Source organism: Micromonospora sp. HB375 (genome assembly GCF_017872985.1).
In the GTDB taxonomy this organism is placed as follows: Bacteria; Actinomycetota; Actinomycetes; order Mycobacteriales; family Micromonosporaceae; genus Micromonospora; species Micromonospora chalcea.
In genome coordinates, this window is record NZ_JAGGJO010000001.1 from 3,636,143 (window position 1) to 3,655,836 (window position 19,694).

25 protein-coding genes and 1 riboswitch are annotated in these 19,694 nt (G+C 72.7%); of the genes, 5 read left to right on the plus strand and 20 right to left on the minus strand.

Translation table 11 applies throughout. From position 1 onward, the window contains the following. Window positions 1-72 precede the first annotated feature (72 nt). Together gcvP and J3R08_RS16650 are read right to left on the minus strand one after the other, a co-directional pair. On the minus strand, window positions 73-2,895 hold the full coding sequence (gene gcvP / locus J3R08_RS16645; RefSeq protein WP_209961948.1) for an aminomethyl-transferring glycine dehydrogenase: 2,823 nt from the start codon (window positions 2,893-2,895) through the stop codon (window positions 73-75). A 72-nt stretch (window positions 2,896-2,967) separates the two neighbouring features. Further along, window positions 2,968-3,059: riboswitch (glycine riboswitch) on the minus strand. 59 nt (window positions 3,060-3,118) lie between these two features. Next, the gene (locus J3R08_RS16650; protein WP_064445944.1) at window positions 3,119-3,961 is read right to left on the minus strand and encodes an NAD-dependent protein deacetylase; all 843 of its coding nucleotides are present in this window, start codon (window positions 3,959-3,961) and stop codon (window positions 3,119-3,121) included. An 80-nt stretch (window positions 3,962-4,041) separates the two neighbouring features. Between J3R08_RS16650 and J3R08_RS16655 the strand changes: the two genes are divergently transcribed. After that, the gene (locus J3R08_RS16655; protein ID WP_043323996.1) at window positions 4,042-4,698 is read left to right on the plus strand and encodes an NAD(P)H-binding protein; all 657 of its coding nucleotides are present in this window, start codon (window positions 4,042-4,044) and stop codon (window positions 4,696-4,698) included. A gap of 43 nt (window positions 4,699-4,741) precedes the next feature. Here J3R08_RS16655 and J3R08_RS32475 read toward each other — a convergent pair whose 3' ends face one another. The 15 genes from J3R08_RS32475 to J3R08_RS16730 all read right to left on the minus strand — a co-directional run bounded on the left by J3R08_RS32475 (window position 4,742) and on the right by J3R08_RS16730 (window position 16,518). Beyond that, complete coding sequence (locus J3R08_RS32475) at window positions 4,742-5,428, minus strand: DivIVA domain-containing protein (protein WP_209961950.1); 687 nt, start codon at window positions 5,426-5,428, stop codon at window positions 4,742-4,744. Between the two features lie 55 nt (window positions 5,429-5,483). Beyond that, complete coding sequence (locus J3R08_RS16665) at window positions 5,484-6,644, minus strand: globin domain-containing protein (protein ID WP_064445942.1); 1,161 nt, start codon at window positions 6,642-6,644, stop codon at window positions 5,484-5,486. A 2-nt stretch (window positions 6,645-6,646) separates the two neighbouring features. Beyond that, window positions 6,647-7,036 (minus strand): group 1 truncated hemoglobin, encoded by a 390-nt coding sequence (locus J3R08_RS16670; RefSeq protein WP_064445941.1) that lies wholly within the window; start codon window positions 7,034-7,036, stop codon window positions 6,647-6,649. Between the two features lie 437 nt (window positions 7,037-7,473). Further along, entirely contained in the window at window positions 7,474-8,061 is a 588-nt protein-coding gene (locus J3R08_RS16675) for a MerR family transcriptional regulator (protein WP_064446489.1), read from the minus strand. Between the two features lie 214 nt (window positions 8,062-8,275). Then, window positions 8,276-8,740, minus strand: a complete 465-nt coding sequence (locus tag J3R08_RS16680) for a bifunctional nuclease family protein (protein WP_043330120.1) — start codon at window positions 8,738-8,740, stop codon at window positions 8,276-8,278. 212 nt (window positions 8,741-8,952) lie between these two features. Beyond that, window positions 8,953-9,654 carry a MerR family transcriptional regulator gene (locus tag J3R08_RS16685; protein ID WP_176722889.1) on the minus strand — a complete coding sequence of 234 codons (702 nt, stop codon included), beginning with the start codon at window positions 9,652-9,654 and terminating at the stop codon, window positions 8,953-8,955. A gap of 50 nt (window positions 9,655-9,704) precedes the next feature. Next, on the minus strand, window positions 9,705-10,157 hold the full coding sequence (locus J3R08_RS16690; RefSeq protein WP_030503922.1) for an FHA domain-containing protein: 453 nt from the start codon (window positions 10,155-10,157) through the stop codon (window positions 9,705-9,707). A 216-nt stretch (window positions 10,158-10,373) separates the two neighbouring features. Further along, entirely contained in the window at window positions 10,374-10,754 is a 381-nt protein-coding gene (gene gcvH, locus J3R08_RS16695; protein WP_043330119.1) for a glycine cleavage system protein GcvH, read from the minus strand. 54 nt (window positions 10,755-10,808) lie between these two features. Continuing rightward, on the minus strand, window positions 10,809-11,738 hold the full coding sequence (locus tag J3R08_RS16700; protein WP_209964268.1) for a DUF881 domain-containing protein: 930 nt from the start codon (window positions 11,736-11,738) through the stop codon (window positions 10,809-10,811). Window positions 11,739-11,748: 10 nt separating this feature from the next. Further along, window positions 11,749-12,081, minus strand: a complete 333-nt coding sequence (locus tag J3R08_RS16705; RefSeq protein ID WP_007071104.1) for a small basic family protein — start codon at window positions 12,079-12,081, stop codon at window positions 11,749-11,751. Further along, a complete protein-coding gene (locus J3R08_RS16710) occupies window positions 12,078-13,034 on the minus strand; it encodes a DUF881 domain-containing protein (RefSeq protein WP_043323986.1) in 957 nt (318 codons plus the stop codon). Before J3R08_RS16710 ends, J3R08_RS16705 begins: the two co-directional genes overlap by 4 nt. Beyond that, window positions 13,031-13,669, minus strand: a complete 639-nt coding sequence (locus J3R08_RS16715; protein WP_043323984.1) for a CDP-alcohol phosphatidyltransferase family protein — start codon at window positions 13,667-13,669, stop codon at window positions 13,031-13,033. The genes J3R08_RS16710 and J3R08_RS16715 overlap by 4 nt, the downstream gene beginning before the upstream one ends. Before the next feature lie 306 nt (window positions 13,670-13,975). Further along, window positions 13,976-14,446 carry a MarR family transcriptional regulator gene (locus J3R08_RS16720; RefSeq protein WP_043323983.1) on the minus strand — a complete coding sequence of 157 codons (471 nt, stop codon included), beginning with the start codon at window positions 14,444-14,446 and terminating at the stop codon, window positions 13,976-13,978. 48 nt (window positions 14,447-14,494) lie between these two features. Further along, window positions 14,495-15,682: a PP2C family protein-serine/threonine phosphatase gene (locus J3R08_RS16725; protein ID WP_043323981.1), complete on the minus strand. Its 1,188-nt coding sequence runs from the start codon at window positions 15,680-15,682 to the stop codon at window positions 14,495-14,497. Between the two features lie 89 nt (window positions 15,683-15,771). Further along, the gene (locus J3R08_RS16730) at window positions 15,772-16,518 is read right to left on the minus strand and encodes an SAM-dependent methyltransferase (protein WP_043323979.1); all 747 of its coding nucleotides are present in this window, start codon (window positions 16,516-16,518) and stop codon (window positions 15,772-15,774) included. 128 nt (window positions 16,519-16,646) lie between these two features. Between J3R08_RS16730 and J3R08_RS16735 the strand changes: the two genes are divergently transcribed. From J3R08_RS16735 to J3R08_RS16745, 3 genes are all read left to right on the plus strand, one after another. Beyond that, entirely contained in the window at window positions 16,647-17,486 is an 840-nt protein-coding gene (locus J3R08_RS16735) for a universal stress protein (RefSeq protein ID WP_064445938.1), read from the plus strand. A 69-nt stretch (window positions 17,487-17,555) separates the two neighbouring features. Beyond that, window positions 17,556-17,765, plus strand: coding sequence for a hypothetical protein (locus tag J3R08_RS16740; RefSeq protein WP_030503913.1), 210 nt, complete (start codon window positions 17,556-17,558; stop codon window positions 17,763-17,765). After that, window positions 17,762-18,235, plus strand: coding sequence for a hypothetical protein (locus J3R08_RS16745; RefSeq protein ID WP_043323975.1), 474 nt, complete (start codon window positions 17,762-17,764; stop codon window positions 18,233-18,235). The genes J3R08_RS16740 and J3R08_RS16745 overlap by 4 nt, the downstream gene beginning before the upstream one ends. Here the strand turns inward: J3R08_RS16745 and J3R08_RS16750 are convergent. Next, window positions 18,232-18,432: a hypothetical protein gene (locus J3R08_RS16750; protein WP_043323973.1), complete on the minus strand. Its 201-nt coding sequence runs from the start codon at window positions 18,430-18,432 to the stop codon at window positions 18,232-18,234. The genes J3R08_RS16745 and J3R08_RS16750 overlap by 4 nt on opposite strands. Window positions 18,433-18,559: 127 nt before the next feature. Between J3R08_RS16750 and J3R08_RS16755 the strand changes: the two genes are divergently transcribed. Beyond that, on the plus strand, window positions 18,560-19,216 hold the full coding sequence (locus tag J3R08_RS16755) for a hypothetical protein (protein ID WP_043323971.1): 657 nt from the start codon (window positions 18,560-18,562) through the stop codon (window positions 19,214-19,216). Window positions 19,217-19,221: 5 nt separating this feature from the next. Here J3R08_RS16755 and J3R08_RS16760 read toward each other — a convergent pair whose 3' ends face one another. Together J3R08_RS16760 and J3R08_RS16765 are read right to left on the minus strand one after the other, a co-directional pair. Beyond that, window positions 19,222-19,404, minus strand: a complete 183-nt coding sequence (locus tag J3R08_RS16760; RefSeq protein ID WP_043323969.1) for a hypothetical protein — start codon at window positions 19,402-19,404, stop codon at window positions 19,222-19,224. 66 nt (window positions 19,405-19,470) lie between these two features. Further along, window positions 19,471-19,668, minus strand: a complete 198-nt coding sequence (locus J3R08_RS16765; protein WP_030503909.1) for a hypothetical protein — start codon at window positions 19,666-19,668, stop codon at window positions 19,471-19,473. Window positions 19,669-19,694: the final 26 nt, after the last annotated feature.

Sequence of the window (19,694 nt, forward strand, 5' to 3'; positions counted from 1 at the left end):
CGTACGCGCCGGTCATGACCGGCCGGCGCGCCGGCCGGGGCGGCGAGAGCCCACCGCCCCGGCGTTCGCCGCTCAGTCCTCGAACGCCTCCGGCGCGGGGCACGAGCAGACCAGGTTCCGGTCGCCGTACGCGCCGTCGACGCGCCGCACCGGAGGCCAGTAGCGGCCCGCCCGGTCCACGCCCGCCGGGTAGGCGCCCACCGACCGCGGGTACGGGTGCGGCCACTCGTCGGCCGACACCATCGCCGCGGTGTGCGGCGCGTTGGACAGCGGGTTGTCCCCCGTCGGCCACTCCCCCGAGCCGACCTTGTCGATCTCCGCCCGGATCGCGATCATCGCGTCGCAGAAGCGGTCCAGCTCGGCCAGGTCCTCACTCTCGGTCGGCTCCACCATCAGCGTCCCGGCCACCGGGAACGACATCGTCGGCGCGTGGAAGCCGTAGTCGATCAGCCGCTTCGCCACGTCGTCGACGCTCACGCCGGTGGCCTTGGTCAGCGGACGCAGGTCCAGGATGCACTCGTGCGCGACCAGGCCCTTGTTGCCGGCGTACAGCACCGGGAAGTGGTTACGCAGCCGCGCCGCCACGTAGTTCGCGGCCAGGACGGCCACGCCGGTGGCGCGGGCCAGCCCGTCGGCGCCCATCATCCGCAGGTACGCCCACGGGATCGGCAGGATCCCCGCCGACCCGTGGTTGGCCGCCGAGATCGCCGGCCGCCCGTCGGCGCGGGCGCCGAGGGGGTCGCCGGGCAGGAACGGCGCCAGGTGCGAACGCACCGCCACCGGCCCGACGCCGGGGCCGCCGCCGCCGTGCGGAATGCAGAACGTCTTGTGCAGGTTCAGGTGCGACACGTCCGCGCCGAACCGGCCCGGCTTGGCGAACCCGACCAGCGCGTTGAGGTTCGCGCCGTCGACGTACACCTGACCGCCGGCGTCGTGGACCTTCGCGCACAACTGCGCGATGCCGGTCTCGTACACGCCGTGCGTCGACGGGTACGTCACCATGATCGCGGCGAGCGCGTCCCGGTGCTTGTCGATCTTCGCGTCGAGATCGACCAGGTCAACGTTGCCGTCGGCGTCGCAGCCGACCACCACGACCCGCATGCCGGCCATCACGGCGGACGCGGCGTTGGTGCCGTGCGCCGACGACGGGATCAGGCACACGTCGCGGTGGGCCTCGCCGCGCTCGCGGTGGTAGCCGCGGATCGCCAGCAGCCCGGCCAGCTCACCCTGCGACCCGGCGTTGGGCTGCACGCTGACCGCGTCGTAGCCGGTGACCTCGGCCAGCCAGCCCTCCAGCTGCGCGATCAGCTCCCGGTACCCGGTGGTCTGCGCGTTCGGCGCGAACGGGTGCAGGTGCGCGAACTCCGGCCAGGTGATCGGTTCCATCTCGGTGGTGGCGTTGAGCTTCATCGTGCACGACCCCAGCGGGATCATGCCGCGGTCCAGCGCGTAGTCGAAGTCGGCCAGGCGGCGCAGGTAGCGCAGCATCGCCGTCTCCGAGTGGTGGCTGTGGAACACCGGGTGGGTGAGGAACTCCGACGTGCGGGCCAGCCCGCCGGGCAGGGCCGCGTCCACCTCGCCGTCGAACCCGTCGACGCCGAACGCCGCCCACACCGCCTGCAGGTGCGCGGCCGTGGTGGTCTCGTCGCAGGAGATGCCGACCCGGTCGGCGTCGACCAGCCGCAGGTTCACGTTGCGCGCCGCGGCGGCGGCCACCACGTCGGCGGCCCGGCCCGGCACGGTCGCGGTGACGGTGTCGAAGAACGCGACGTCCGCGACCTGAACGCCGCCGGCGCGCAGCCCGGCCGCGAGCCGCGCCGCCGCCTCGTGGGTACGCCGGGCGATGGCGCGCAGCCCGTCCGGGCCGTGGTAGACGGCGTACATGCCGGCCATCACGGCGAGGAGCACCTGCGCGGTGCAGATGTTGCTGGTCGCCTTCTCCCGGCGGATGTGCTGCTCGCGGGTCTGCAACGCCAGCCGGTACGCCGGGTTGCCGTCGGCGTCGCGGGACACCCCGACCAGGCGGCCGGGCAGCATCCGCTCCAGCCCGGAGCGCACCGCCAGGTAGCCGGCGTGCGGCCCGCCGAAGCCCATCGGCACACCGAAGCGCTGGGTGGTGCCGGCGGCGATGTCGGCGCCGATCTCGCCCGGCGGGCGCAGCAGCGTCAACGCCAGCAGATCCGCGGCGACCGTCACCAGCGCGCCCACGCCGTGCGCCGCGTCGACCAGCGCCCGGTCGTCGCGGACCGCGCCGGACGCGCCCGGGTACTGCAGGTGCAGGCCGAAGAACTCCGCCGGCAGCTCGTCGCGCTCCACGTCGATCACCCGCACGTCGATGCCGAGGGGCTCGGCGCGGCTGGTGATCACCGCGACGGTCTGCGGCAGCGCGTCGGCGTCGACCACGTACACCGGGCTCTTGCTCCTGGACGCGCGGCGCGCGAGGGTCATCGCCTCGGCCGCGGCGGTGCCCTCGTCGAGCATCGAGGCGTTCGCGGTGGCCAGACCGGTCAGGTCGGTGACCATGGTTTGGAAGTTCAGCAGCGCCTCCAGCCGGCCCTGGCTGATCTCCGGCTGGTACGGCGTGTACGCGGTGTACCAGGCGGGGTTCTCCAGCACGTTGCGGCGGATCACCGCCGGGGTGTGCGTGCCGTGGTAACCCAGACCGATCATGGACACGGCGACGGTGTTGCGCGACGCGAGGGCGCGCAGCTCGGCGATCGCCTCCTGCTCGCTGGCCGGGGCGGGCAGGTCCAGGGTGCCGTGCCAGCGGATCACCTCGGGGATCGCGGCGTCCATCAGCTCGTCGACGGAGCCGTAACCGACGGCCTCCAGCATCCGGCGCTCGTCGGCCGGGCCGGGGCCGATGTGCCGGTCGGCGAACTGCTCTGCGGTCATGCGCTGCGCTCCTTGGGGGGCGAGGTCGACGGGTCGGCCTCCCCCTGAGTCGCGCTGACGCGCTCCACAGCGCCTGCCCACGTGGTCCTTTTGCCTGAGAGGTTCCGGGGAGAATCTGCCCCTTCGGCGCCGCCGGGATCGGCGGTCTCTCCCACGTGGGTGGTACCGGCACCCCCAACGCTACCAGCGGGCGTGTTTCCGGCTCATGTCCCGGGGTTGTCGATCACACCGGCGCCGGGGCCGCCGCGCACCGGTCCGCCAGCGCGCGCAGGGTGGCGCCCAGCGGCGCGTCCAGGCGCAGCGCCGCGTAGGTGTCGCCGCGGGTGACGCCCTGGTTGACGATCGCCACCGGGATGCCGTGGCGGGCCGCGCGCAGCACGAACCGCCGCCCCGACATCACCGTCAACGACGACCCCAGCACCAGCAGCGCCCGGGCCCCCTCCACCAGGGCGAAACAGTCGGCCACCCGCGACGCGGGCACCGTCTCGCCGAAGAACACCACGTCCGGTTTCAGCATGCCGGTGCCGCACAGCGCGCAGTCGACCGTGCGGAACCCGGCCACCGCCTCGTCCGGCAGGTCCACGTCGCCGTCGGGGTTGACGTGCGCCACCCGCGCGTCGAAACCCGGGTTCGCCTCCGACAGGCGCCGGTGCAGCTCCTCGCGGCCGGTGGCGTTGCCGCAGTCCAGGCACGTCACCTCGTCGAGGCGGCCGTGCAACTCGATCACGCCGGTGGCGCCGGCGGCGGTGTGCAACCCGTCGACGTTCTGCGTGATGATGCCGCCGAGCAGCCCGGCCGCCTGCAGCCGCGCCACCGCCCGGTGCCCCTCGTTCGGCGCCGCCCGCGCGATGGTCTGCCAGCCCAGGTGGCTGCGCGCCCAGTACCGCCGCCGCGCCAGCGGATCCCGGGTGAACTCCTGGTACGTCATCGGGGTGTGCCGGCGGGACGCGCCGCTGGGCCCCCGGTAGTCCGGAATGCCCGACTCGGTGGACAGGCCCGCGCCGCTGAGCACCACCACGTCCCCGGCGGCCACCAGCCGCGCCAACGCCTCGAACGCCTCACTCACCCGTCCATGGTCCCTCGCCGGACCCGCACCTCCCACCCGGACGCCCGGCGGGGCGCGCCCGGCCGGGCTACGTTGATCGCATGCGCGTCGTCATCGCCGGAGGGCACGGCAAAATCGCCAAACTGCTGGAGCGGGAACTGGCCGGACGCGGAGACACCGCGCTCGGGCTCATCCGCAACCCCGACCACGCCGCCGCGCTACGTGCCGCCGGCGCCGAACCGGTCCTCTGCGACCTGGAACACACCGACGTCGACACCCTCGCCGCCCACCTGGCCGGCGCCGACGCCGTCGTGTTCGCCGCCGGCGCCGGACCGGGCAGCGGCGCCGCCCGCAAGGACACCGTCGACCGCGGCGCCGCAGTGCTGCTCGCCGACGCCGCCGCACAAGCCGGCGTACGCCGCTACCTGCTGGTCTCCTCCATGGGCGTGGACGACGCACCCGCCGACGGCACCGACGACGTGTGGGCGGCGTACCTGCGGGCCAAGAAAGCCGCCGAGGACGACATCACCGGCCGGGACCTCGACGTGACGGTGCTGCGGCCCGGCCGGCTCACCGACGACGAACCCGAAGGCCGCATCACGCTGGCCCGGCACGTCACCGGCGGCGCGATCAGCCGCGCCGACGTCGCCCGGGTCCTGCTGGCCCTGCTCTACGCCCCCGGCACCGCCGGGCACACCCTCGAACTGGTCGGCGGCGACACGCCCATCGCCGAAGCGATCACCGCCGTCACCACCTGAGCCGTACCGCCCGGCCCGCCGCACCGCAGGCCGGGCGGTACGGTCACCGCTGATGCCGGGGCAACGCCGGCTGCGGCGTTGCCCCGGCATCAGCCGCCGGCAACTCCCGGGAGATCCGCTCCATCGTGCGCGCCAACTGCTCACTACCGTCGTCGAGATGCCGCGCCGCCGCCTGCATGTGGGAGATCATCATCTCGCCGAAGATCCGCAACGCCTCCCGCGTCGCCACCGAGTCGTCGAAGCTGCCCCCGGCGGCGCTGCGGTACTCCGCCACCGCCCGCTCGGCCTCCTGCTTCGCCTCCTCCGCCGCCGCCCGCATGTAACTCTCGTACTGGGTACGGGCGTACTCGGCCACCCGGCGCGCGTAGTCGTGCGCCTGCGCGATGATCTGCTCGGCCTCCCGCTGCGCCGCCGACAGCAGGTTGACCTCCTTCGCCGCCGGCGCCGCCGGCGCCTTCTCCGCGCTCGGGATCACCCCGTGCCGGTGCAGCTCCAGATGGTCGTTGAGCCGCTCGTTCTCCGCCCGCAGGTCCCCCACCTGCGCCGCCAGCAGATCCAGCTCGTCGGCCACCTGCAACCGGAACCGGTCCACGTCCGCCGGGTCGTACCCGCGCCGGGTGAACGCCGCCGACCCGAACTCCCACCGACGCACCCGGTCCGCGGTCAGCCGCACCTGCACCGGACCCGACACGTGCTGCGAGTCATAGCTGCTGATCGGGCTCGCGCTCACCGGATCACCTCTGTTCGCGACTGCGGGGCTCGCAACCCCGGCTCACTCCTCGCGCTCACCGGATCACCTCTGTTCCCTCGGCCACCGTCCGCCAGGACGGGCCGTACCAGTGCTTGCCGAAACCCTCGTGGTGCAGCTGGCCCGGCTGGTAACCCGCCGCGGTCAGCGCCGCCACCGAATCACCGACCATCTCGTCGGACCCGCACACATACACGTGCCTCGACCGCCAGTCCCCGTCGGCCAGCACCCGGTCGGCCAGCCGCACCATCTCCCCCGGCCGCTGCGGATCCGATCCGGCCACGTACGACACCCGCAACCACGGATGCGTCGCCGCCAACTTGTCGATCGCCTCACTGTCGTAGAACTCCGTACGCGAACGGGCCCCCACATACAGGTCGACCCGCCGCCCGGAACCCTCCGCCGCCACCTGCTCCACCAGCGCCTTCACCGGCGCCCAGCCGGTCCCGGCGGCCAACAGCAGCAGATCCGACGACCCGGCCTGCCACAACGTCAACCGCTCCCCCACCGGCGACGCCAGATGGATCTGATCACCCGCCGCGCACCCGTACACCAGACGCGACGACACCACGCCACCCGGCGCGGCCCGCACGTGCAGCTCCACCGTGCCGTCCGAACGCGGCGCGTTCGCCGGCGAGTAGTACCGCCACGACCGCACCGCCGGATGCGACACCCCGATCGACTGCCCCGGCCTGAACGGCAGCAGATACTGCGGGCGCACCGTCAGCACCGCCACGTCGAACGTGCGCTGCTCGTGCGACAGCACCTCCGCCACCCACCACGGCGGCGACTGCGACTCCGCCGCCTGCGCGCCGTCGGTCATCACCTGCGCCACCAGGCCGTACGCCGCGGTCCAGTCGGCCGCCAGCTCGTCGGTCCACGCCTCACCGCAGAAATGCCGCAACGTCGCCAGCAGCGCCTCACCGACCGCCGGATAGTGCTCCGCGCGCACCGCGAACTTCCGGTGATCCGCGCCCAGGTCCCGCAGGAACCCGACCAGCTGATCCACCTGGTCCACGTGGGACACCACATGCCCCAGGGCCGCCACCAGACGATCCCGCTGCCCGGCCATGTTCGTCGGGAACATCTGCCGGGTCTCCGGATGCGCCAGGAACAGCGTCGAATAGAAGTAGAGCGGCACCTGGTCGCCGTGCGCGGCGACCAGGGACCAGCTCTGCTTCAGCCGTGCCGCGTCCACGCTCAGGCATCCCCCGCCGACACGACCTGATCGCGGACCTGCCCGAGCACGACCTGCACGTCGGCGATCACGTCGGCCGGCACGCCCAGCTCCACCAGCGTCGCCGTCAGGTGCTCACCGACCTTCGCGTAGTGCTCACCCGGAATGTTCAACGGCTGGTGCGCCTCGGCCAGCCCACGGCCGGCGTACTCGTTCGGCCCACCGAGCACCACCGCCAGCATGAGCGCCAGGTGCCGCCGCTGCTCCACCATGTCCACCCCGGTGAAGTAGCCCGCGAGATCCGCATCGGCCAGCACCTTGTCGTAGAACGACTCCACAGCGGCCTTCACCGCCGCCGCGCCGCCGATGCGCTCGTAATGGGAGATCGGGGTGGTCTCGCTCGTCACCGTCATGCTCGGTCCTTCCACCAGGGGTCCGCGGGCAGCGCCGCGTCAGGGGCTCACCGTCCGGCGCGCGAAGTCACACAGCGTTCCACCGTGACGTCGACACGCCGACGATCGGAACGGACGATAGCGCGCCCCCCACCACGCTTCACGCCGCCCCTGTCCCGATCCCGAGAACCGTCAACTACGGACAGTCAACAACAGCCGCGAATACGATGAACACACCGCAGTCAGCCGAGCACCCCCGGTCAACCCACAGCGCGTACCGTCCCTTTCGGACATTGCGCACCGACCAGCCGCGACCTGCGGATACACCGACCGGGCCGCGCCCGACCACCGGACCGGGCCCGCCCGGGCCCCGCACAGCACACCCCGTCACCAAAACACGAATCGCGCCGCACCCTTTTCGGGCGCGGCGCGATCCCGTCAACGAGACGCGACGCAGGTCACCCGGCCCGGCGCCGCGCCCGACGCGCCGCCAGCTCGTCACCCACCGCGTCCGCCTCCGGCTCCACCGCCGGAGCAGCCGGCTCCTGCCCACCCACCGGCTCCGCCGGCAGATGCGACAACGAACCCTGGATCTCCTTGAACGCCCCACCGATCGCGATGCCGAACACGCCCTGGCCGCCCTGCAACAGGTCGACCACCTCCTCCGGCGACCGGCACTCATACACAGTCGTCCCGTCGGAAATCAACGTGATGCCCGCAAGATCATCCACCCCACGCGACCGCAACGCCTCGATCGCCTTCCGAATGTTCTGCAACGACACCCCGGCGTCCAGCAGCCGCTTCACGACCTTCAACACCACCAGGTCGCGGAACGAGTACAACCTCGACGTCCCCGAACCCGAAGCATCACGCACACTCGGCACCACAAGCGCCGTACGCGCCCAATAGTCCAACTGCCGGTAACTGATGCCCACCGCCGAACACGCGGTCACACCCCGGTAGCCGACCTCACCGTCACCGACCGACTCAGGCCCCACACCCGCCTGCTGCTCCGCACCCGGACCAGGATCCCGCGGCTCGTGCATCCGGACCAACCTCCCCGCGTCCGTGGCGGTGCCGCGCCGACTCCCCGTCACGCGCACCCCTCGACACGGCAACCCTATCGCCGCCGCCCGCACTTCACCCGCAGGAGACACCGCGACACGCCGCGCGACCGCCCGGCACCAACGACACACGGCGGCCAGCCATCACCCACAGTGACAACCACCGCCGCGCCCCGGCCACCCGGCCGGGCACACCTCAACCCGCGAAGTCCTCCGGACGCACCTGATCCAGGAACTCCCGGAACTTCTCCACCTCGTCCTCCTGCTCGTCCGGAATCACGATCCCCGCCTCGCCGAGGACCTGCTCCGCACAACGAATCGGAGCGCCGACCCGCAACGCCAACGCGATCGAGTCACTCGGCCGCGCCGACACCCGCACCCCGTCACCCAGCAGCAGATCCGCGTAGAACACGTTGTCCTTCAACTCGGTGATCTCCACCGCCCGCAACGGCGCCTGCAACGCCGCCAGCACATCCCGCAGAAGATCATGCGTCAACGGCCGGGCCGGCTTGACCCCCTGCTGCTCGTAAGCGATCGCCGTCGCCTCGACCGCGCCGATCCAGATCGGCAGATAGCGGTCCCCCTCGACCTCCCGCAGCAGGACGATCGGCTGGTTGCTCGGCAACTCCACCCGAACTCCGACCACGCTCAGCTCGCGCACCGCCGCCTCCGTGTCGTCGTCACCTTGCACCGCGCCCCTCCCTGCACGGTACACGGACCAGGACACAGGAGTCCCACACGCTACGTGCACCACGCCTCGCCGGAGGGGCTTACCCCGGCAAGCCTACGACACGCTCCCCCGACCAGATCTTTCCGCGCCACCCCACGACGAAGGGCCGGGCGTCCACGACACCCGGCCCTCCACCGACAACCTCACCGGCCCAACGTCGACCGCAGCCCCACCCGCACCAACGCCGCGTGCAACCGCTGCGACAACGCCACCAGCTCCCGCGCCGTCTCCGCCGCACGAGCCCGCGCCGCCGGATCACTCTGCCGCGCCAACGGCGCCACAAGCTGCGCGAACAAACCAACCTCACGATCCGCCGCCGACCGGTACGCCCGCAGATGCCGAGGCTCCAACCCGTACGCCGCCAGACCCGCCACCGCACTCGCGATGATCAAAGCATCCGCGTCGTACCACCCCGGCGGATCCGACACCAGCACACCGAGCCGCTCCAACTCCGCAAGCGTCGACTCGTCCACGCCGCTACGCGAGATCAGCCCCGCCCGGTCCAGCCGCACCTCCGACGACTCGACCGAATCCACCGGCTCCCGGCCCGGCACCTCACCACCCGGACCCACAGCCACCAGATTCGGCCGCCCCCGCCCCGGCGACGGACCAGAACCGTCCCACTCGGCCAACTGCTCCCGGATCACCCGCAACGGCAGATACTGATCCCGCTGCGCGGTCAACACGAACCGCAGCCGCGCCACATCGTCCCAGCCGTACTTGCGATAACCCGCCGGCGTCCGCTGCGGCTCCACCAGGCCCTCGGCCTCCAGGAACCGCAACTTCGAGATCGTGACGTCCGGAAACTCCGGCCGCAACTGAGCCAGCACCTCGCCGATACTCATCAGCGCAGGCGCCCGCCCAGCCCCGGACGGCGTCGAAGCCGCAGGCTCGTTCACCCCCGGCCGGCCTCACCCTCCGGGCGCGGACCGGCGATGAACACCACCCGGAACTTACCGATCTGCACCTCGTCACCGTTGCTCAACGTCGCCGCCTCGACCCGCTCACGATTCACGTACGTGCCGTTCAGGCTGCCCACATCCCGCACCGTGAACGTCCCACCGTCCCGGTGGAACTCCGCGTGCCGACGCGACACCGTCACGTCGTCCAGGAAGATGTCACTGTCCGGGTGCCGCCCACTCGTCGTCACGTCGTGGTCCAACAGGAACCGGGCGCCCGCGTTCGGACCCCGGCGAACCACCAGCAACGCCATACCCGGCGGCAAAGAACCGGACATCCGGCTCGGCACCACATCGGTGTCCGGCCCCTCCAGCACTTCGTCGAGCGAACCGAGATTGAGCGTCGAAGTGACGTCGAGCGGGGGGAACTCGTCGTCTGGGCGCGTCATGGGACCACCTCACGGATCTGTTCGGTCGGCGTCAGGAAATGGCGGGTCTGGCCGCCGGGCAACACCACACCCGGCGGCTGGCTCCCCGTGCCCGGGAAGGCGCATTCCGCAACGCTCAAACTATTGGTTCTCGGTCGACTGGGCGAGCCTAGCCAGCGCCGAAATGCAGGGCAACCGGACGCGCGGAACCACGCCGCCGCCCGGAACAGCACGAACTCAGCTCTCGGTGAGCTCGCGGTACGCATCAGCGGTCAACAACCCCTCGACCGCCGCCGGATCATCCGGAGTGATCTCCACCAACCACCCCGCACCGTACGGATCCGTGTTGATCACCTCAGGGGTGTCGGCAAGCGCCTCGTTGCGCGCCGCCACCGTGCCGCTCAACGGCGCGTAGATCTCCGACACGCTCTTCGTCGACTCGATCTCGCCCAGCGACTCGCCCGCCGCCACCACCGAACCGGAATCCGGCAGCTGCACGAACACGATGTCACCCAGAGCGTCCTGCGCGAAGTGCGTGATACCGACGCGGACGACACCACCGTCACCACCGACCACCCACTCGTGCTCGGCGGTGTACCGCAGATCCTCAGGAATCACCAACTGCGTCCTTCGTCATCGGTGCACCGGAAAAACCGGCGCGGCCGCGCCCGGTCAGGAAACCGGCCGCGCGTGGTCCAGCTTGATCGGCGCGTGCAGCTGCGAAACCTCCACAACCTCACGATCCTCGGAGGTCACGTTACCGCCGCCGTCCCGCACCGATGCGACCACCCCGCCAGGAATGTTCAACGCCGTACGCATCGTCGCCGGATCCCCGATCACCATGATCGTAAACGGACCCGTCAGCCGCCGCCCGTCCACCACCAGAACACCATCGGCCCCGTCCACGAAATACGTCGACGCGATGATCCGCACCGCCGAACCATCAGCGCCCTGGATCTGCATCGCCTCCGCGCCCGCACCCCGCAGCTCCTGCACCGCGTCCAGGATCCGCGTCGACGACACCGCCTTCGCCGGCCCCGAGAACCGCACCTCCAGCCCCGGACCCACCGCCGGCAACGTACCCGCCAGGATGCCCAGCTCGTCCGCCCGCCGCGTCGCCTCCTCCAGCGCCGCCTGCCGGCCCTGCTCACCCGAGCGCAACTGCCGCTGACTCTCCTCCAGGGCGTCGATGTCCTGACGCAGCCGCCGCTCCCGCGAATCCAGATCCGACGAGATCCGCACCAGATCCTCCTCCCGCGTCGCCGCGAGCGTCGGATCCGTCGACGTCGTCTTCAACTGCACCACGAGCGTGAAACCCAGCAACGCCAGCAGCACCGCGATCATCAGACCCGCCGAGGAGAACCGCCGCGACCGCGACGGCCGCGCCACCGCACCCGGCTCCGGCTCGGACTCCGGCACCGCCTCCCGCTCCGCCGGCTCCGACGACTCATCCGGCGCCGGCTCCACCGGCACCAACGGGCTCAACTCGTCCGGATCGGGCGCGTCCGGGCGCGGATCCGGCTCACCCGCCGGACCCGACGGCCGCTCCGGCTCCACCGGACGCGGCCACCCCGTCCCCGTCTCCCTGTGTTCCTCACTCATCGCCACAAACCTACGCCCGGAACAGGTGCCGACGGATCGCCGCCACATTTCCGAAGATGCGCACCCCGAGCACGACCACCACACCCGTGGACAACTGACCACCCACGCCCAACTGGTCACCCAGGTACACGATCAGCCCCGCCACCAGAACGTTCGAGATGAACGACACCACGAACTGCTTGTCGTCGAAGATCCGGTCCAGCTTCGCCCGCACCCCACCGAACACCGCGTCCAACGCGGCCACCACCGCGATCGGCAGATACGGCTGCAACGCCGCCGGCACCGTGGGGTCCAGATACACCCCGAGCACCACACCGGCGAGCAACGCCAGCACCGCGATCATCGGCCACCTCCCGAGGGGCTGGAAGAACCACCCGGGCCGGACGACCCGGGACTCGACGAACCGGCGGCCCCCGAACCCGACGGACGCGGACTCGGACTGACCGAAGGCTCGGCGTAGCGTAGCCGCGGCTGCGGCGCCGCCGGCAAGGTGAGGTCGTCGACCCGCTTCACCCCGAACGACAGCCCCGTCGTCCGCGCCACCTCACGCATGAGCGCCGCCGCCCGGCTCTCGTTGAACCGGTCCCGCATCGACCGCGGCCCGATCGCCTGCACCTCGTACGGGCCCGTCACCGGCCGGTAGTCCACCAGGATCGCCTCACCCGCCGACCGGATCGTCGACGTCGCGGTCAACCGCTGGCCGTTCACCGCCACCGCCTCGGCGCCCGCCGCCCACAACGCGTTGGCCACCTTCTGCAGATCCGAGTACAGCACCCGGGACGGGCCCGCGTCCCCGCTGGTCACGCCGTCCTGGTCCGCCGTCGCGTCGGCCAGCCGCACCACCACGCCGTCACCGCGCACCCGAGCCAGACCGGTGCCCGCCTCCAGCGTGCGCAACCGGGACGCCTGCGAACCGCTCAGCGCCGCGTCCCGCTGCCGGCCGACCTCCTCGCGCAACTGCTCGGCCCGCTCGGTCAACCGGTCGGTCGCCGCCTCACGCCCCTTGATCTCGGCGATCAGCCCCGCCCGCGCCGTCGCCCGGCTCGGCTCCTCCGCCATCGTCTCCCGGTACGCCACCGCGAACAGGAACCCGATCACCGCCAGGACGAGCAGGCTCACCGGGCGGCCCAGCACCTGCCGCACCCGCGACATGCCACCCGCCGCCCGGCGCGCCGCCGCGTCCCCGTACCCCGGGTCCAGCGGATTGCGGAACAGCTCGGTCAGGAAGTCCGGCGCGTACACCCGGCTCGACGGGTCGCGCTCCTTCTCCGCGTCGCCGGACGCCGGCCCGGTCACGCCGCCACCTCCGCGCGCCGCGCCCGCATCTGCCGTACGAGACGGCTCGCCTGCACCACGTACATCGCGCCGGCCACCCAGTAGAGGACCAGACCCCACCAGCCCAGGCCCCAGCCGATCGCGCCGGCCGCGGTGCCGATGTCCGGCACGGCGTCGGCCAGCAGCAGGATCGGGAACGCCGCCAGCAGCAGGAAGGTGGCGGTCTTGCCCACGTAGTGCACCGGCGGCGGGCCGTAGCCGTAGCGGCGCAGCACCCCGAGAGAGACCAGCAGCAGCAACTCGCGGGCCAGCAGCGCCCCGGTGAACTGCCAGGGCACCACCTCCCGCGCGGTGAAGGCCAGCAGCGTGGCCAGGATGTAGAGCCGGTCGGCCAGCGGGTCGAGCAGTTCGCCGAGCCGGCTCACCTGCCCCAGCCGGCGGGCGATCCAGCCGTCCACCCAGTCGCTGGTGCCGCCCACGGCGAGCACCACGATGGCCGCGACGTCGGCGCGGACCACGAGGAACAGGTAGAGGAAGATCGGCACGCCGACGAGCCGGACGAAGCTGATCAGGTTGGGCAGCGTGAGGACGCGGTCTCCCACGACCGTGGCGTCCCCGGAATCCGGGTGCTCCGCTGGAGCCGGCCGACGCGACACCGAACCCTCCCTTCGCAGCACGGTCCGGCAGCCGGACGAGCGGCCGCTGGAGGGACGTGCGCGTTGCCGGCCGGTCAGACGCCGGCGCCCTCTGTGATCCCGGGCTGGGACCTCCCCCGACGCGGCCGGTGATCACCGGCCGCTCAGTTGCGCTGCCACTATATCGGGCTCCCCCGCTCCGGCCGCTGGCCGCGCTGCGCCGTTGCTCAGTGTTGTGAGGGTGGGGACCGTCACAACCGCTATGGCATCCTAGGACACTAGCTGACCATCACGGGCTGTTGGTCAGGATCAGCGCCGGGGTGGGACTCAGGCGGTCCGGGCGGTGGAGTCGGAGCCCGCCTGCGGCGCGACCGCCGCGGCGGCCTGACTGAACGCCACGAGCGCCAGCAGCAGCTCGTGCTGCGCACGGTTGGGCATCCGGTCGAGCACCGCCTGGACCGCACGGTGCCGGCGCTGCTGCAGGTCGCGCAGCAACGTGTCCGCCGCCGCGGTCGGGATCAGCCGCACCTCTCGCCTGTCACGCGGGTCGGCCACCCGGCGCAGCAGGCCGACGGCCTCCAGGCGGTCACAGAGCCGGCTCGCCGACGACGGGACCACGTCCAGCAGCTCGGCCAGCCGGTTCACGTTGGTGTCCGGATGGGACACGATCAGCGACAGCACCCGCAGCTGGGTCGGCGAGACGCTGACGGTGTGCCGTGAGGTCGCGGAGTCGAGCACACCGATGAGCGCCTCGGCAGCCGACTCGATGGCCGCGGCAAGATTCGGAGGTCGCTCCACCCGCTGTCCCCTGCGATCGTCCCGCTCGTGTTCGCTCCGCCGCCCCGATCACTGCCCCGTGACGTCGTCGGACCGGCCGGAACCGCGCCAGTCCAGGCAGACGACGACCGCGTCGTCACGGAGATCCGCGTCGGCGTGGTACGCATGCAGTTCGCGCATCACCGTACCAACTGCCTCGGTCGCCGGCTGCAGCCGAGTAGCCCGCATCGCGCGCGCCATGGCCCGGACGCCGTACGGCTCCTGGCCGTCGGGCTCCGCCGCGTACACCCCGTCGCTGACCACGAAGAGACGATCGCCCGGCTCCAGAGTGAACTCCTGCACGTCGTACCGGGTCTCGGCGAACATGCCCAACGGCAGTTGCTGCTCCAACGCGATCGGGGTGACCCGCCTCCCCCGCAGCCGCAGCAGTTGCGGGGAACCGGCGTCCACCGCCCGCACCACGCCCCGGCGGCTGTCCAGCTCCAGCAGCAGCGTGGCCACGTGCCGGCCGCCCCGGTGCTGGTAGTAGATGGTGTCCGAGGCCAGCTCCGCCTGCTCGACCAGGCTGCCGCCGGAACGCCGGGCGTTGCGCATGGCGTTCACCGTCATCGCCGTGAGCAGCGACGCGGCCAGCCCGCTGCCGGTGCCGTTGAGCACGGTGAGGGTGAGCCGCTCACAGTCCACCGACCAGTCGAAGTGGTCACCGCCCACCGTGTACGCCGGTTCGAGCTGCCCGGCCAGCAACGCGTCGCCGTGGCGCACGCTGCGCCCCGGCAACAGGTCCCACTGCATCTCCGCAGCCATGCTCAGCCGTTCCCGCCGCCGGGCGCGGCGGTACCTGTCGGTCTCCCGGTCGGCCGCGCGGATGGCCACGGCCAGCTCGCCGGCGGCGTCCCGCGCCGCCTCCACTGTGGCCGCGTCCGGGTCACCGGGCAGCTCGACCATCAGGACGCCGAGCCGCTCCCCCCACACCGACAGCGGCAGGTAGGCCCGGCAGCGGCCGTCGTCGATGATGTCCAGGACCGGCTCCTGGCTGCTGAAGCAGCGTTGCGCCACGGTGTGTGCCGGCAACGGGCCACCGTCGGGCACGTCCGGGTCGAGCACCGGCCAGAGGCCGCTGGCGCGGTAGTCGGCGACGAACACCTCCGCCCGCGCGGCCCCGAGCGTCTGGCGCAGCACCGCGTCCGCGGTCTCCACCAGCTGGTCGGGTGGCGCCGTGCGCAGGGCACGTGACACCGATCCGGACGCCTCCGGCATGCTCATCCTCCGATGACGACTATTGCTACAGAGCAAACATCATACGAAGGACCCCCGACCGCCGAACGGCCCGCCTCGACCGGCGCGGCTCAGTCCGCCGGCCGCAGCGCCAACGCGCCGTAGAACGCGTCCGGCACCGGCTCCGGCTCACCCTCGGGCCGCCACCGGGCCACCGGCACGACGCCCTCGTCGGTGGGACGCCAGCGGCCCAGCAGCGGCGCGAACCGCTCGGGCGCGCGCATCCGGAACGCCGGGCCCATCATGGCCAGCGCCTGCGGGTGCCCGGCCAGCTCCTCGCTGTCGAAGTCGATCGCCAGCCGGCTGCCCGGCGCGACCGCCCGGTACAACTCGTCCAGGGTACGGGCGAGCGTGTCGTCGTCCAGGAACGCGGCCAGCCCGAGGAACACCACTCCGACCGGCCGTCTCCCCCACCCCGGCACGAAACGGTGCAGCTGCGCCCGGTCGACGGTGCCGATGTCGGTGGCGTCGCCGTAGCCGTAACCGGCGCGGTCACTGCCGGCGAGCAGGCGCTGGCCGAGCCGGACCGTCTCCGGGTCGACGTCGGTGTAGAGGACCGTCGCCTTCGGTGCGACCTCGTGCACGTTTCCGCAGGTGGGCACGCCCGCACCGAAGACCAGGAAGCCGTCCACGCCGTCGCCGGCCATGGCGCGCACGGTCCGGCCCAGGAAACCGCGCAGCGAGCGGAAGATCGCCGCGCAGGGCCCGTACGCCGCCTCGAACGCGGCGGCCGCGGCGACGTCGACCGGACGGTGGTGCCGGCCGCCGAGCCAGTAGTCGATCATGCGGGCGGTGCTCGGTCCGTCCGGCTGATCCATCGACGGGCCTCCCTCCCTGGGCGCTGTCCGCCAGCGTACCGACCGGGCGACCGGCGCGGTATCGCCCCGGGCCGGTCCCGCCGGCCGCGATACTGGCCGCGGGAGCGCCGGCCACGAGGAGGTACCTGGTGAACTCCGCTGACGGTGCGGCCGTGGTGGTCGGGGTGGACGGCTCCGAGCCGGCGACCCGGGCCGTGCTCCTGGCCGCCCGGGAGGCCACCCGCCGCAACCGGCCGCTGCGGGTGGTCCACGGATTCATCTGGCCGCTGCTGGGCGTACCGGTGGCCGCTCCGGCCGGGGCGCCGCCGCACGCCGGCCTGCGTCACCAGGCCGAGCAACTGGTCGCCGACGCGGTCAACGCGGCCCAGGCGCAGGAGCGCGGGCTGCGCATCACCGGCGAGATCATCGACGGGGAGGCGGCCGCCGTGCTGATCGGCGAGTCCCCCACCGCCGCGCTGATCGTGCTCGGCGACCGGGGTCTCGGCGGGTTCGCCTCGCTGGTGATCGGCTCGGTCGCGCTGCAGGTCACCGCGTACGCCGACTGCCCGGTGCTGGTGGCCCGGGGCGCCGCCCGCGACACCGGCCCGGTGGTGGCCGGGGTGGACGGCTCCGCGCTGTCCCGCGCCGCCGTCGAGTTCGCCGCCGAAACGGCGTCCCACCGCGGCGCCCCGCTGCGTGTGCTGCACGCCCACCCGGGCGGCCGGTCGGCGCAGGCCGACGAGCAGGAGCGGGTCCTGGCCGAGTCGGTCGCCGGCGTCGCCGAGCGCTGGCCGGACGTGCCGATCAACCGGGAGGCGGTGCGGGCCCGCCCGGTCACAGCGCTGACCGAGGCGTCCCGGGACGCCCAACTGGTCGTGGTGGGCCGGCAAGGCCGCGGTGAGCTCAGCGGCTTGCTGCTCGGCTCGGTGAGCCAGGGGATCCTGCACCGCGCCGCGTGCCCGGTCGCTGTCGTCCGCGCCCCGGCCTGAGCGCACGGTTGGCCCCGGCCCGGGCGGGTAGACGGGTTCGTCAGCCGACGGCGACCCGAGGAGGCAGTGATGGCAGGACCCCGTCCGGGCAGCAACGCGTACGACAAGCAACGGGCACGGCTGCGCGACCTCGTCGAGCAGTCCGGGCGCGCCACCGACAAGGAGGCCAACCAGGTCGCCAACCGGATCCTGCAGGACGACCGTGGGCAACGCGGCGTGGTCCGGGGCGAACGGACCTACGGCCCCAAGGGCAACCGGGAACCGGGTGACCCGAAGTGAGAGCGGCATCCGCCGTCGACGGCGCCATCGCGGGCGCCGTCGGCAGCGCCGTGCTCAACGCGGTCTCCTACCTCGACATGGCGCTGCGGGCGCGGCCGGCGAGCAGCACCCCGGAGTCGGTGGCCGGACGGCTGGCCGACGTCACGCACGTCGACCTGGGCCCCGGCGACGAGGCGGCGAACCGCCGTTCCGGTCTGGGGCCACTGCTCGGGTACGCCACAGGCATCGCCGCGGGGGCCGCGTTCGGTCTGCTCGCCGGACAACGGCGGATCCCGTTGCCGCTGGCCACGGTGCTGCTCGGCGGTGGGGTGATGGCCACCTCGGACGGCTCGATGACGGTGCTGGGCGTGACCGACCCGCGTACCTGGCGGCGCGCCGACTGGGTCTCCGACCTGATCCCGCACCTGGCGTACGGGCTGTCGGCCGCAGCCACCTGGCGGCGGCTGCGGCCGGCGTCGGCTCGCGGTTAGCTCTCGTCGTCGGCAACCGGCTCACCGGCCGGACCGTACGGCGACACCTGACCCTTCGGAACGGGCCGTCCCGCGTCGGCGTTCGACGTGCCCCGGCTCCGCGAACGGCCGCCCGCCTGGGTGGCCGTCTTGCGGCTGTCCTGGCTGGTGGCGCCGAGATCGTTCCGGCGCAGTTCCTCCTGCTGCGGCTTGACCACGGCTCTCTCCTTCCCGGTGGGGCGCACGGCCGTCGGCCGCGCACCAGACAGGCGTACCCGTCGCCGCCCGGCGCATTCCGGATCGGCGCGGGGGTCTGGCCGGGGCCGGGACGGGTAAGCCGGATGGATGCCAGACGATCGCAACGTCGCGCGCGCTCTGCTGGACCGGCAGTCCCGCACGTACGCGGAGGAGGCGGGGATCACCCTCGCCGACCGGCCCGGCCCGCTCTACCAGCTGCTGGTGCTCACCACGCTGCTGAGCACCCGGATCCGGGCGTCGGTGGCGGTGGCCGCCGCCCGGGAGCTGTTCGCCGCCGGTTACCGCACCCCGCAGACGATGGAGGCGGCGAGCTGGCAGGACCGGGTCGACGCGCTGGGCCGGGGCCACTACCGGCGCTACGACGAGCGGACCGCGACCATGCTCGGCACCGGCGCCCGGCTCTGCCTGGACCGCTGGCACGGCGACCTGCGCCGGCTGCACCAGGAAGCCGGCGCCGACCGGGCCGCGCTGCGCCGGTTTCTCACCGAGTTCCCCGGCATCGGCCCCACCGGGGCGGACATCTTCCTGCGCGAGGCGCAGTCGGTGTGGCCGGACGTGCGCCCGTACGCCGACCGGCGCACGCTGGCCGGGGCGAAACGGCTGGGCCTGCCGGCGAGCCCCGGCGACCTGGTCGGGCTGGTCGGCGAGGCCGACTTCGGGCGGCTGGCGTCGGCGCTGGTGCGGGTGGCGCTGGGCGAGGAGTCGGCCGGCGAGGTGAGCCGCAGCGCCGCCACGGCGCGCTGAGAGCGCTACTTGGCCGGCCCGGGCTTGGTCAGGTTCCAGGCCAGCAGCGCGGCGAGCAGCGCGAGCAGCACCACACCGCCGGAGACGCCGCCCTCCCCGCCGCTGTCGCGGCTTCCCGAGAAGCCGAAGTAGATCACGGCCAGTCCGGCCAGCACGGTGATGAACGTACGCAGTCCCCTGTCCTTCACGCCCGCACCGTACGACCGGCGGCGCCGCCCGGGGCGGGGATCGGGCGGCCGTCCCCCGTCCGGGTGTCAGTCCGTCTCCAGGTCGTCCAGGGAGATCGCGTGGGTCATCAGCCAGCGGGCCAGCGCGGCCATCCCGAACAGCCACAGCGGCGCCGACTCGGTGGGGCCGTTCGTGGCGTAGATGGCGAACCTCAGGTCCGGTGCGCGGTACGCCTCGATCCGCCACTTGTGGTTCTTGTCCCGCCAGACCGCGGAAGGGTCCATGGCGTCACGGTAGGTGACCGGAGCGG